This window comes from Dyadobacter sp. CY261, from assembly GCF_021440085.1.
Taxonomy (GTDB): domain Bacteria; phylum Bacteroidota; class Bacteroidia; order Cytophagales; family Spirosomataceae; genus Dyadobacter.
In genome coordinates, this window is the sequence record NZ_JAKCPW010000001.1 from 958,323 (window position 1) to 971,945 (window position 13,623).

Annotated in this window: 9 protein-coding genes; 5 read left to right on the top strand and 4 right to left on the bottom strand. The window is 49.1% G+C overall.

Features of this window, described 5'->3' with window-relative positions; genetic code table 11:
* Position 1 precedes the first annotated feature (1 nt).
* The 3 genes from ptsP to LZD49_RS03955 all read left to right on the top strand — a co-directional run bounded on the left by ptsP (position 2) and on the right by LZD49_RS03955 (position 2,857).
* On the top strand, positions 2 to 1,735 hold the full coding sequence (gene ptsP / locus LZD49_RS03945) for a phosphoenolpyruvate--protein phosphotransferase (RefSeq protein ID WP_234666019.1): 1,734 nt from the start codon (positions 2 to 4) through the stop codon (positions 1,733 to 1,735).
* Between the two features lie 15 nt (positions 1,736 to 1,750).
* Positions 1,751 to 2,017 (top strand): HPr family phosphocarrier protein, encoded by a 267-nt coding sequence (locus LZD49_RS03950; RefSeq protein ID WP_234666020.1) that lies wholly within the window; start codon positions 1,751 to 1,753, stop codon positions 2,015 to 2,017.
* Between the two features lie 96 nt (positions 2,018 to 2,113).
* On the top strand, positions 2,114 to 2,857 hold the full coding sequence (locus LZD49_RS03955; RefSeq protein WP_234666021.1) for a 6-phosphogluconolactonase: 744 nt from the start codon (positions 2,114 to 2,116) through the stop codon (positions 2,855 to 2,857).
* 47 nt (positions 2,858 to 2,904) lie between these two features.
* Here the strand turns inward: LZD49_RS03955 and LZD49_RS03960 are convergent, their stop codons facing one another.
* From LZD49_RS03960 to LZD49_RS03970, 3 genes are all read right to left on the bottom strand, one after another.
* Positions 2,905 to 3,330, bottom strand: coding sequence for a hypothetical protein (locus tag LZD49_RS03960; RefSeq protein ID WP_234666022.1), 426 nt, complete (start codon positions 3,328 to 3,330; stop codon positions 2,905 to 2,907).
* Between the two features lie 518 nt (positions 3,331 to 3,848).
* The gene (locus tag LZD49_RS03965; RefSeq protein ID WP_234666023.1) at positions 3,849 to 7,004 is read right to left on the bottom strand and encodes a T9SS type A sorting domain-containing protein; all 3,156 of its coding nucleotides are present in this window, start codon (positions 7,002 to 7,004) and stop codon (positions 3,849 to 3,851) included.
* Between the two features lie 884 nt (positions 7,005 to 7,888).
* Positions 7,889 to 8,701, bottom strand: coding sequence for a class I SAM-dependent methyltransferase (locus tag LZD49_RS03970; protein ID WP_234666024.1), 813 nt, complete (start codon positions 8,699 to 8,701; stop codon positions 7,889 to 7,891).
* Between the two features lie 241 nt (positions 8,702 to 8,942).
* Here LZD49_RS03970 and LZD49_RS03975 point away from each other — a divergent pair, with 241 nt between their 5' ends.
* Together LZD49_RS03975 and LZD49_RS03980 are read left to right on the top strand one after the other, a co-directional pair.
* On the top strand, positions 8,943 to 9,557 hold the full coding sequence (locus LZD49_RS03975; protein ID WP_234666025.1) for a DUF3455 domain-containing protein: 615 nt from the start codon (positions 8,943 to 8,945) through the stop codon (positions 9,555 to 9,557).
* A 313-nt stretch (positions 9,558 to 9,870) separates the two neighbouring features.
* Positions 9,871 to 11,943: an ATP-binding protein gene (locus LZD49_RS03980; protein ID WP_234666026.1), complete on the top strand. Its 2,073-nt coding sequence runs from the start codon at positions 9,871 to 9,873 to the stop codon at positions 11,941 to 11,943.
* A gap of 38 nt (positions 11,944 to 11,981) precedes the next feature.
* Here LZD49_RS03980 and LZD49_RS03985 read toward each other — a convergent pair whose 3' ends face one another.
* On the bottom strand, positions 11,982 to 13,532 hold the full coding sequence (locus LZD49_RS03985; protein WP_234666027.1) for an FAD-dependent oxidoreductase: 1,551 nt from the start codon (positions 13,530 to 13,532) through the stop codon (positions 11,982 to 11,984).
* Positions 13,533 to 13,623 lie beyond the last annotated feature (91 nt).

The window sequence follows — 13,623 nt, forward strand, 5'->3', positions numbered from 1 at the left end:
TATGGTACCGACAAAGAAATCGACACAGATCGAAGGTATGGGCGTCTCCCCGGGGATTGCGCTCGGGCGGGCGTTTGTCATGCAGCGGGAGGTGGTGGCTCTAACCGGAATTCACCTGACCAGTGCGGCGGAAGTAGCAGCAGAAATCGCGCGTTTTGACGATGCCGTATCGCAATCCGTTGCGGAAGTGGAGGCATTGATCGCCGAATTAACCGATCGGGGTGCCGATGACGGACTGGATATTCTAGAAACACAGATCGAATTTTTATCCGACCCGCAGCTCCGGGACGACGTGGTCCGGAAAGTAGAGGAGGAATTAAAAACGGCCCACGATGCGCTGATCGAGGTTACTGATGCATTGGTACGGCTCTTCCTGGGTATGGAGGATGAGTACATGCGGGGACGCCACGCAGATGTGCGTGATGCGGGCGACCGTATCCTTCGTAACCTCGGTGCAAGAGTGCAACAGCCACGGACGTACCCGGAAGGATGCATTATCATCGCCGACGACCTCAGTCCGTCCGACACCATGACGCTAGACCTGACGCTGGTCGCCGGATTTGCAACCCAAACCGGGGGCAGAACTTCTCATGCGGCGATCGTCGCAAAGGCTCGTGGTATCCCGGCGGTCGTGGGCTGCGGTGCTGCGCTCGGCGGGATCGGGGATGATGAATGGCTTATTCTGGATGGGCAGGCGGGGCAGCTCCTGGTGCAGCCGGATAATGATACAATCGGCATTTACCGCGAAAAACAGCAGGATTTTGTCAAGCAGCTTGCCTGGCTCAAATCGCTCAGAGATGCTCCCGCCGTAACAAAAGACGGGCATGCCGTAGCGCTTCTGGCCAATATTTCCGAACCTGCCGATCTGGACCAGGTGTTCGAAAATGGGGGAGAAGGAGTGGGGCTACTGCGAACGGAATTGCTTTTCATGGGTCGCGATTCCCCGCCGGATGAGGAAGAGCAATTTGAATTTTATAGAAAAATCGCTTTGAAAGCAGGTAAGCGACCTGTTACGATCCGCACGATCGATATTGGCGGGGATAAAGAGGCACCCTACCTGGGATTACCGAAAGAAGAAAACCCTTTTTTAGGCTACCGGGCCATACGCATTTGCCTGGACCGGACGGACGTTTTCAAAACGCAGCTTCGTGCCATTCTACGTGCTAGCACATTCGGGAATCTGAAAATCATGTTTCCGATGATCGGGAGCGTACAGGAAGTACGGGCAGCCAAAGCGGTCATGCGGGAGGTGGGGAAGGAGATGGAGCAGCAAGGCGTTCCGTTTAATTCGCAAATACAAACCGGGATCATGATCGAGATACCGGCGGCGGCGATCATTGCCGACCTGCTGGCGAAGGAAGTGGATTTTTTTAGCATCGGTACCAATGACCTCATTCAGTACACATTAGCGGTCGACCGGATGAACGATCAGGTCGCTCCTTTGTATGACGGCTTTCACCCGGCCGTGCTGCGTCTGATCGCCCGCGTGATCGAAGAGGCGAATCGCAACGGCATTCATGTGGGCATGTGTGGCGAGTTGGCTGCCGACCCGCTCGCGACGCGTTTGTTGCTCGGAATGGGTTTGCGAGAATTTTCCATGAGCGCTGTTTCGATACCCTGGATCAAACAACAGGTGAGGGAAACCATGCTCTCCGAGGCAGAATGTATTTTTGAAGCTGTCAAAGGGCTCGACAGCGCCGACGAGATCAGACGTTTTTGTAAACCAATTAATTAAAATATAAAGTATTATATGATATCGAAAGAATACACAATCCTTGCGCCGGAAGGTATTCATGCGAGGCCAGCCACGGCACTGGTCAGGCTGGTGAAAAAATTCAAATCCGGGATCAGCTTGAAAAAAGGGGATAAAACAATCCCGCTTAATAGCATGCTCAACATCCTGGCATTGTCGACCAAAGGGGGAGACCTGGTTTCGGTCCTGATCGACGGCGAAGACGAGGAAGAAGCGGCTTCGGCGTTGGATGTATTCTTTAAAGAACAATTACAGAATTTATAGTCAGGGATAGGTTCAGGCATCGCTGACAACGCCTGACTACTCTTGACCAAACTTGACTAACCCTAACAACACCCGACTACCTTTTATTGACTGACTATGAAAATTACCATTTGTAAAAGCGAACACGAGTTCAATGTGACTGCCGCATGGCGGATCATCGCACAGATGCTGGAAAAGCCCAATGCGGTGATCGGCTTATCAACCGGTCAGACTACGATCGACATGCATGCGATCGTTTCAGACATTTACCGGCAGTACCCTTTCGATGTTTCGCGCATTACATTGTTCAATGTCGACGAACTGACCAACCTCCCGCGTGAGTATGCCGGTAGTTGCTATACGATGATCCTGAACCAGCTCGCCGGGCCGCTGGGTATTCCCGAAGAGAACTTCATCATGCCTCCCACGATGTCGGACGATTTTGAGCGCGAAGCGCGTTTTTTCGAACAACAATTAACCGAAAGGGGCGGTGCCGATCTGCAAATGCTGGGATTGGGGATGAATGGGCACATTGGTATTAACCAGCCCGGCACGCCGTTCGAAAGCGAAACCTGGGTATCGCCCATGGATCCTGACTTTGAAGCCCGAGTTCGCAGGGAAACGCAGGTGCCCGCCGAAACAGTCCTGGGCGGCCTCACGCGCGGCATTCGGAACATTATGCATACCCGCAAGCTCATCCTGATCGCAAAAGGCGCCCATAAGGCCGAAATGGTCGAAAAGGCCATTATGGGACCCGTTACCACAGACATTCCCGCATCGATCGTGCAAATGCACCCCAACTGCGAGATCCTGCTCGATGCCGACGCGGGTGCGCTGATTGCCGGGAGGATATCATCTTGAATTCAAGTGAAGGTTGTCCGATTCAAAGACAACCTTCATATTTTGAATTAGTGTTTACATTTCTCAATACATTCGGCTAGTGCTTCCCGGGCGGTCGCGAGTATTTCTTCGAGCTCGGACCTGTATTCAACAGCCTTGTCGTAGGCGTCCCTGGCAATGCCGGCGTTCTCGATGGCCTCATCGTTCGCTTTTTGCGCATTTTCAAGGGCTATGATGTTTGCTGCTGTTGGCGATTTGTTGTAATTCTCCTGGGCTGTTTTCAGGGCGGCGGCAGCTCTGTCAACTTCGGTATTGGCGGCCTGAAGGGCCTGCAACAATTTCAACTGTTCTTTTTTGAATTCTTCAATTTCATTTATGGCGTCCTGGACGTCCTTTTTCTCCTGATCACAGCAGTGATCCATTATCATGTCGGAACAACTCCAGTCGGGGCCAAGCATTACCAGGAGGAACAGATAGTAGAATATCTTTTTCATAACTGATTGATTTGATTTAGAGTAAGGGCAAATGCGAAAGATGTCGCAAATCGGCCTGATACTGCCGATTCGCCATGCATAAACGGTGCACCTGCTGGCCGCAATATTATTTGCAGCGGGCTGGTTTTCGTAATACTTATCAATAGGGAATGAGAGAAGGCGTTTTCAGAATGCCTTTCCAGCATAAGCACAGGAACCGTGGTACTTCAATACAGCGTGCGAAGGCCTTCGTCAATAGATGAAGGGCAGTAGCGCGGGAGTTTGCCCTAGTTCGGGCGGCGTAGCAAAGAAGGCCGTGCGTGGCGGCCCGGGCACATCGTGTGCGGATTGAACAATGCTTTCATGCAGAGGGTGGTTTGGAATTGTTCAAATTTTTATAAAAATAACTTAATTAATTTTATATCAAATCATGAACGAATGGTTTTTTGGATAAATCGACATGTTAGTACTTTTATTGCAAAAAAGCCGCCCTCCAAAGTGTGAATGGGGGCGGCGTTTAAGGGTACGGAGGGTATTGGCTACTTGCTGACTACAATCTTTCTGACAGTGTGTGAACCATCTTTTGTCACGATTTTGACCAGATACATCCCGCTGGAAAATTGGCCGAGATCGATGCCTTTTTCTGAAACCGTGTCAAACTGCGCAACAATTTGTCCGCTTGCATTGGCCAACGAAACATGGCTGATCGATTGCGGGTCGACCCCTGTGATGTGGAGTGTACGTGAAGCGGGATTTGGATATGCCCATACCTTCATGCCTATATTTTCCAGGTCGACACTCACTGTGCGGGAATAAGCAAAAGTATGGTCGCGGTCAACCGTTTTGAGACGATAATAATTGGTTCCCGAAAGCGGAGCCTTGTCGATTGCCGTGTAGCTGTTTGACTCCCGGCTGTCACCAATTGCGGCTGTCTCTGCGACTTTATTCCAGGTTTTTGCGTCGTTGCTACGTTCCACATCAAAGTGGGAAGCGTTGGTTTCCTGAGACGTTTTCCACGACAAATGTACCTGACTTTCCCTTGAAACCGCTTCAAAGCTTACCAGGGTTACCGGCAATTTGCCCTCCCACGTCAGGGTGTAGGTTGCCGGGCTCTTGTCGTCCATTCCATGTGAATCTACATAGGCATATTGAAACGATGTAAGCGCATAGCCGGACCCGGTCATTTTAATACTGAACAAGGTCGGATTAGTGAATACAAAGTAGTTGGTTACCTCGGTAGCGGTCACTAACGATCCATCGTAATACAAGTCTCCATTTGTAGGAAGCGACGTAATGATTACACCCTGAGGATTCGTAATTGTGCCTGTATTGCCTGTGTAAGTGCCGTCCTCGGGATCACTGCCTGACACGACCGGGGGATTTCCGCTGATACCATTCAGCAGGATTACATCATTCACTTCCGGCTTCGCAATAGACGTATTGTGGTTATCTGAATTCGGTGGCTGCAAGTAAGTTACGGTAATGGTAGCGACGTCGCTCAGGCCTGTTGCTATTTCCGTAAGCGTGTAGTTGATCGCGGTCGGATTGCCGCTGAAACCTACTTCGGGCGCAAAGGTAACCTCGCCGGTACCAGGGGTGTAAGTCCATATGCCCTGACCAGTTACAGTGAGCGAATGCTGAATGCCGCCTGTCGAAGGGTCTATGTCCACTGTTACGTCGCCCGGCGCAGGGACAGCGCCGCCATTTAGCTTGTCGTTGGTGAGGATGTTCAACGTAACTATGGTTCCCGAAGGATTGGCAAGGTCCTGGTCGTCGTCGGCGATAGGTGGCGTCACCACCACAGCATCGTCCTTGTTGTTCTCCTGGTTATCGTCGTTTTCGTTGCCCTGTATAATCACCGTATTCAAATAGGGGCCTGTTGCTTTGACTCGCGCCGTCACGGTCATTGTAGCGACTTCGTTCTCGTCCAAAGTACCGATAAGCCATGTTTCGGTTGCTTCATCCCACGATCCTTTGGAGACGACCACACTCTCAAACGTGTAGCCATCCGGAATCTCATCCGTCACGATCACGCCGGTAGCAGTGAGCGGATTCCCCGCATTCTCCGGAAGAGGTAAGTTGGTGGCCTCAATCGTAAAAGTGACGGTTTCCCCAACGCTGGCGGAGCCAGGTGTCACCGATTTGGTTACAGCCAGGTCTACATCCGAAGTATAGTTGAAGACCAGTTCACGGACAATCTCATCATTATAGGCACCAGTCCAGGTATTGATCGTATTGTTTTGACTAAAACCATTATCCCCGTTGGCCCACCATTTGTGGTCGGGGCCTAAAACGCCGGTTACATTCACCTGGACGCTCCGGGGGCTAAGGGTGCTGGTACTGGGTATGTTCGCTCTTGTGATGCCAGTGTCATCCCAGTAAAGCTTGTCGTTGATTGGTGTGGTACCGGATCTGAGTGGACGTACATGTTTGATCGAAATACCCAGGCTTTGCTCCATGTCGTAGATCGGGAAATGCACCGGGTAAAATAAAAGCGAGGATACAAAGTGAATCGCTGTTCCGGTCGGGACATCCGCGCCGTTACCGTCCTTGCCATCCCAATGCATTTGATAGGTGCCGGCTGCATTATACTCATTTGAAATGATCACATCGTTTCCATCGAAGAATTGATTGCCGTTCAGGTCAATCAAAATGTCCACAATAGACGGGTTGTCGATGTTTACCGTGAAATCTGCCTGGCCTGCAACAGGGCTGGAACCCGGCCTCCTGGAAAACACGGCTTCGAAGGTTGCCACAGGGAAAGGAGATGAAGGCCATACACTGGCGTCGGGATTGGTTAAAAACAGCGGAAAATGCGCGTTGGAAGATACGCCATTGATAGAACGGCGGTTCTGTTCGAATGTCAAATTGTTCCTGGGGCCATCCAGGTTTGCAAAAAATATGGCATAGCCGGAGTTGCTTCCTCCAAAATTGGCATACTTGATATAAAAGTCATTGGCCGGCGTATAGGTATTATCGATAGGTATGTAAAAACCAAAATTGGCAGGGGAAGAGTTGGTATTAGAGGAGCCGACGGTAGTAGGCAGGTCGTTTACCACACTCCAGTATTTACAGTACACACGGCCGTTTTGCCTGGTATAGTTGCCTGCGGAGCCGGATGCTACGGTGATATCCCAATAGTTGAATTCAAGGTTGTTTGATTCAATTTCAACCCAGAAAGCCCTGTCCGAGCCGGTATTGTTTGTAAACGATTGGGCATTATATCCGTTCCCTGTTACCTGGGATGGGCCGGTAGTAGCAGCAGCGGCGTTTGAAGGCCTGCCGGTGGCCCCGCCGGACCCCTGTGTTATGCCTTGTGCCTGCCGAAGGACCCTGTTCGGGGAGGTGGTAGCGGTGGGGTAATAGCCAGTGGAAGAGTTGTCGTAATACCAGTTGAAATTGATAGTGGAGCTCCCGGAGGCAGTCCTAAAACCATAAAAGACGGTTTCGCCGGCTTTAACCCACACGTACATACGATGGGCGGGATTGTACGGATTAGCACCACTACCTGTGTTGGAGGCAAGCATCATGAAGCCCCGGGCGACGTAGCCTGTATTGCCACCACCGGAGCTGGCCGTTGCAGGCACAAACAGGTTGACTTGCCTGTCGGCAGTGATGCCCCATGCGCCCGAACCTTCGCCGAAAGCATAGTTTACGCTGCAAAATACCGCCATGACGAGCATTGAGATATACAAAATAGTGCGGCTGACCCTTTGTTGGGCAGTTAAGACGAAAAAACGGCCTGGCATCGTTGGCCAGCGTCGGGGGAATTCTCCCGTGAAATGTTTACTGGTAGATTCTACTTGCATAGCTGATATGAGGGGGTATTTGATTATGGATAATACAACACAATGCCATCTGTGAGCGGGCTCACAGAGGTTCTGTTTTTGACAGTGTACAAGGATTTTCAGGCGAATTATCTCACACCCATTGACAAGGCGTATCAGTCAGGCACTTCCTGATGACAAGCCTTACTTTTGGCGCAATTGACCTGAATGTTTGAACGAATAGGAGCACTTTTGCAATCGTAATTACTCGACATCGCGAGCGGCTTCAAACCGGCTTTTCTATTTGGTGAAGACAGTCTGCTAAGTGTGTGGGTCTCCTACAACTATTTGCTTTGGAGCTTAATAAGTGGGTTTGGCGTTTAAAAAAAACGCCTTTGTATAACGTCACAAGTATAGACGTTTATAGTAGTCAATTTTCGATTTTGGGGTGAGCGTGCGCAATTGCAGGGTGTAGTATGCTCTTTATGGGGAGAAGATTTTGATCTATCAAATGACTTTGGTAGCCATTGAATTTTTACTACAAATTCTTGTTAAAATCAAGATATAGAGCTTGTAAAGCCTATGACTACAATTGGCGAGAAGATATCTAGGAGGACTTCTATGTGTACTTTGGCCGATGATATTGCTAAAAGATACGGCCGTTTGAAAGTGGTACCCGACACACTCGAAGGTATTTTTCGGGCCTGAGTAACGAGGCGATTCTCGGGCGGAAGCCGTGGCCGGCAGTAAAAAGGAAGGTCTGTTCATCAAATTGCCTTTGCAAGATGAGAACAGACCTTTTCACAAACTTATTAACGAAGGACCGTCACTTTCAGGAATGTGGCGGGAATTGAAGTCGAATTTTTGTCCGTACTCTGATTTTGGCTTTCGAACAAAGTTTCCAGCTCTCGTTGAAGATCGGCTTCCTTCCCACTTTTTTCCGCCGCTTCAAATGCATTCATGGTAGGACCGTAGTATTTTCTGAAAGTTTCAAGAAATACAGCCGGGGAGAAAGGCGCCTGAAATGTAAATGTTTCTCTTTCGAATGAGATGTTCTCTTTCAATGCGCCAGCGGCAACAAAACGCTCTGTTACATTGCTTTCCATGCCCCATAGCATCGGACTTACAAAACCCTCCGGCGGTGCAGGCGTGTAGGCAGAGCTCACTTTCAGGATCTGTGCGACCAGCGTCGGATCACCCGGTATCCAGTTGCCCATGACGATCTTGCCGCCGGGACGCGTGACGCGAAACATTTCTTTTGCCACATCAAATGGTTGGGGTGCAAACATGGCACCAAAAATGCTCACAACCAGATCGAACGTTTCATCCTCAATGTCATTCAAATCGATTGCATCGCCTTCCCGAAATGTTATATTGGTCAGCCCCTCTGCCTTTACGCGTGCATTGCCGGCTTCAACAAGGTTCCTTGCAATATCGACGCCCTGAACATTTGCGCCGAGTCTGGCGGCAGGTATAGCGGTGGTGCCGTCGCCGCAGCCAAGATCCAGAACTTCGAGACCTTCTTTAATTCCTAATTTTGCTACCAGCGCGGAACCGCTTTCGCGCATTGTTTCTGCAAGACGGGTGAAATCACCTTTTTCCCAAAGTGCTTTGTTTGCGTTCATTTTATTTTTCATGTTTAAAGATAATTAACGCTGCAAAGATGCGGCGGAGCGGACGTATGAAACTTGTAATGATGAAGCATATTCAGGTAATTATGCGTCACATGCGTCGACCTGGCAGTCTGCGCTCATAACTACCTGGATCTGCATCCGAATTACAATCCGGGCCGAATGACGCCATTTAGTTTTGTAATCGGCTAAATCAACCCGGACTTAGTCAAATCATTTACATTGAAAATTAGCTATGAAAAACAACCTCTTTCTCCGCCGTAGCGGACACCTGCTTGCTTTTGTTATTCTTTTGGGCTTCTTCGGTGCCTGCACGGATCACGAGGCGCCCGAACCGCCAACCCCGGCTGAGCACATTCTGGCTAGCGAAAACCTGGCGATACCCGGCGTTTTTTCGCTTCCTCCAAATCAACCAGGTTATGAACGCGTCGCTACCTATTACGCTGTGGGCGTACAGAAATACAAAGCGCAAGAAAAGGCAGGGACCAATCCTGTACAGTACGAATGGGTTTTTGTAGCGCCGGAAGCAGACCTTTTTGATACTTCAAATGCCAAGATAGGTACGCATTATGCCGGTCCGACGTGGAAAATCTCAGGTACCGGCCATATGATCATGGGGCAGGCATTCAGTCCTGCAAAAACTTTTTCAAATGACCCGAACAGCATTGACTGGTTGTTGCTGAGCAATAAAGCAGGACAAGACCCGACCGGTATTTTCCAGGGTGTGGGCTACATTTTCAGGATCGCGACAACCGGAGGGAGAGCCCCGGCCGCCCCTCCGGCCGACTTAACCTCCACGGCCGATGTGCCTTATACCGCAGTTTACCGGTTCGTGAAACAGATCCTTTAATTACGCTTATTTTAATTATTATTATTATTTTCTTTTTGGGGAAACCTCTGCGGAATATCCGTGGGTGTTTCCCCAAATTCTTGTTTAACCTCTTGCAGCCATTATTCCTCTGAACCTGCTCCGTATTTCCGCTGTAAGTTACGTTCGGATGAAATTTTTCTACATTTTTCCATGTGGATTGTGCGTAGCTTTCTGCTAACTTATCGGGGCGGATAAGTAGGTTAGTTGCTGAAGGGCTTAAATAATTGTACAAAAACGAATATGCATCTTTGCCTCCGGGCACCATCCTAAGTGAGAAACTGATCTTGAAGCAATGAACAACCGATCTAGCCTGGTACTAAGCTGCTTTCAATGCAGGATTATTCTGATTGTTCTGGTTTTAACAGTAAGCTTTATAAGATGCAAACAGTCGCAGAAAGGTGAACATCACGTTCAATTAAAAGCATGGATCGATAGCCTCGACCGTAATTCGCGGGAAATAGGGATCCAGAAGACGATTGCCAGTCTCGATTCGCTCGTCGCCTCACTGGACAAAAAAGATTTACACGATAGCATCGCCTACTATAAGTTTATGAAGGTGTTGAGTCATCGCGATTCCACGATGGCAGATGTCGCGCTCATTTACACCGATAGCCTTCTTCGGTTGTTCACATCCGCGCACGTTCGCGAACAGAACCCGACCGATTATTCCAAAGCACTGCTTTTAAAAGGGGACGATCTGTTGAAGCAAAAGGAATATTATCTGGCATATCGCAACTACTACAAGGGTAAATCATTTTTGACGTCACTCGGCGAAATCTGCGAATGTGCACGGTATAGCAGCCGGATCGCGAACATTTCTTTCAAAGAAGAAAACTATTATCAAGCTATCGAATATTGGCAGCAGGAACTAAAAGAATTAGCTGAATGCAAGGGAACGGATTTTCAGCTGGAATTTATTGAGCAGCAGGGAAGTATGCGAAATATCGGCATTGCGTATCTGCGTTTGAATGAGCCCGACAAGGCGCTTACCTACTTTGATAAGGCGAGCCGATTTATCAACGGCAACGCAGGCCGGTTCCCGCGGGAGCAAAACTTCATCAAGTTTTCACGTATTGTTATTTTAAGAAATCAAGCCGAAGCCTATGCTTTAAAAGGGAATGCCATTGTGGCCGAAAGACTTATTAAGAAATGTCTCGAACACGACCCAAATATTGAGTGGTCTATTGACGTAGAGCAGGAGTCTCGTCGGATATTAGCACAAATATATATTGACAAAAAAGAGTATGACAAAGCGCAGGAACAGCTGGATACCCTGAGTCGCCTGCCTGCTGCAACAAAGGACGCGGCGACAGCCGGTTTATATCAAAGATTACAGGCTGCTATCTGGCTGGGACACGGGGATTTTGAGAAAGCCAGTAAACTATTAATGGCCCATATCGAAACGGATCGTAAAAGGAAACTGAGGAGCAATGCAGAGAAAAAAAGAAATGTCGGACAGCTTTTGCAACAAATTCAGCGCGAACAGGAAATAGAACTGGCTGCTGAGAAAGATGCCCGGGAAGATCTGATCCTGAAATTTGCCGTTCTGATTTCAATCGCCATGAGTGTGATCGTATACCTTATCTGGCGTAATGCGAAGAAAAATATTGCTAACCTACATGCGGTAACAAAGTTGAACGGTGTAATTACGCAGAGCAATATCGCCCTTCAGGATACCGTCAACGCATTGGAACAAGCCGAAATGGAGAAGGAAGACGTGCTGCGGATCGTCGCACATGATTTAAGGAACCCGATCGCCGCGATGATTTCGGCTTCGGATATGCTCTTCTGGGACCAGGTTCCCTCGGATGAACAAGCCATGATCATCGACGTCATTCAGCAGTCGGGGCAGCTGGCATTTGGATTGATTGGACAAATATTGCAGTCCAGCCCGGATCGGAAAAAGATTATCAAAAGTGAGGAGGACCTGGCAGAAATAATCCAGTCTTGCATTGATATGCTGAGTTATAAAGGAAAAGAGAAGAAACAGACCATTTACTACGATTATGCGGAAGCGATGGTACCTGTTGACAGGGAAAAGATCTGGCGTGTATTTTCCAATCTATTGAGTAATGCAGTGAAGTTCTCCCCGGCAGAAAGCGCCATTCAAGTGAATCTTCAAAAACGATCGGATACCATGCTGCTGACCATTGAAGACAAAGGGATCGGCATTCCGGAAGATCTCAAAGGACAGATTTTCCTTCATTCAAATGTTGCCAGAAGAACCGGGACTGCCGGTGAGCAATCCTTTGGTATCGGCCTTTCTATTTGCAAGCAAATTGTCGAGGCACATGAAGGAAAAATCTGGTTTGAGTCTATTGGCGGTGTTGGAACTACATTTTTTGTGGAGCTACCGGTTAATTGAAGGGGCAGAAGGCGTTACCCTGGCTTACCAGGGTGCCGTTACTCTTGAACCTCAGGTTTTGTCAGCACACGCGCGAGGTTCTCTCTCGCGGGGCCGGTAAGAACGGTCCCATCTGTGTCGAAACGCGCTCCGTGACAAGGGCAGTCCCAGCTTTTTTCAGAATTATTCCAGTGGACAATGCATTTGGTATGCGTGCAAACCGGATCGAGCGCCTGTATGTTGCCATTCGGGTCCCTGTAAATGGCCAGCTTTTGACCGTCATATTCCACCACTTCGCCAGAATCGACCGGCAGTTGGGAAACAGACTTAATATCTTCCAGCCCGAGGCGGTCACCGATGAATCGGGCAACAACATCAACACCTTCTTTAACTACTTCGGCGAAGCCGGCAATGGGTTTGATGCGTGCCGGGTTGTACAATTCTTCATACACGCTTTTGCCCTGTATGATCAGGTCGCTGAGCACCATTGCCGAGACAGTTCCCAGGATCATGCCGTTTCCACTGAAACCGGTTGCTGCATAAATGCCATCGGAAGCACCCGGAAGTTTCCCGATATAGGGCAGGCCATCGGCTGGGACATAATACTGTGCCGACCATTGGGTAAATATGTCTTTTACAGGATAGCACTGCCTGGTGAAAGCGATCAGATCTGCAAAAGACTGCTCCGGATCTCCGTGACCGGTCTTATGATCATGGCCGCCGGCTACCAGATACTTTTGCCCGTCGATCATATGGGTCCTGAAATAGTGGTAGGGCTCTTGCATATCATAAACCAGATCTTCGGGGTAAGCATCGCTTGTCAAAGTTGCAGCGATGACATAGCTACGATAGGGGGCATTTCTAAAGTGCAGCACATTTACCCCACCTGGTGGGATATGGGTAGCATAAACGATGGCCTTTGCCTTGATTTTCGCCGAGGGTGCTGAGGCAATATGAAAGCCATCCAGGGTCTGTACATCTTGGATAAGTGTATTTTCCAAAACAACCCCTCCAAGATTGCGAAACTCAGTTTGCAGGGCCAAAATGTATTTTAAAGGATGAAACTGCGCCTGGCGGCCGAAGACAATCGCTTTTTGGAAGTCGACTGTAACAGGAACCTGGTTACTTACCCGGACCTCGACACCGACCTTCAAGGAACTATTGAGGATATCGTCGAGCTCTTTGGTTTCTTTGTCGGTTTGCGAATACACGTACCCATTTTTCCACTCAAAATCGCAATCAATCTGATAGATATTCACCAGTTCGTGGATCAGATCCACCGACTCGGCAATGGAATCTGCAAATTGTTGGGCAGCATCCTCGCTAAAAGCGCTTTCCACTTCGGCGAAGGTAGTATCTGCAAAGGTATTGATATGCGCGGTGGTGCCGCCGGTGGTCCCGTATCCGGGATTGTGGGCATCGGCAATAGCGCACTGCATACCGGCCTTTTGTAGCAATAAAGCGGTCGTTATGCCGGTAATGCCCGCGCCGACTATCAGCACATCATAAGTTTGCGATGGATCAAAAGCCCTATGCTCGTGATCGTTAGATATATTTTTTTGCCAAAGACTTTGGTTGCGGCCGTCGCGTGTGTTCTGATTGACTCCCATTTGTAACAAGGTTTTTAGGGCGGTTCTTAAACTAAAATCGTACCACCGTCGTGTAGATCGGGCTCCCGTCCGGGCATAGGCATTCAGGCTT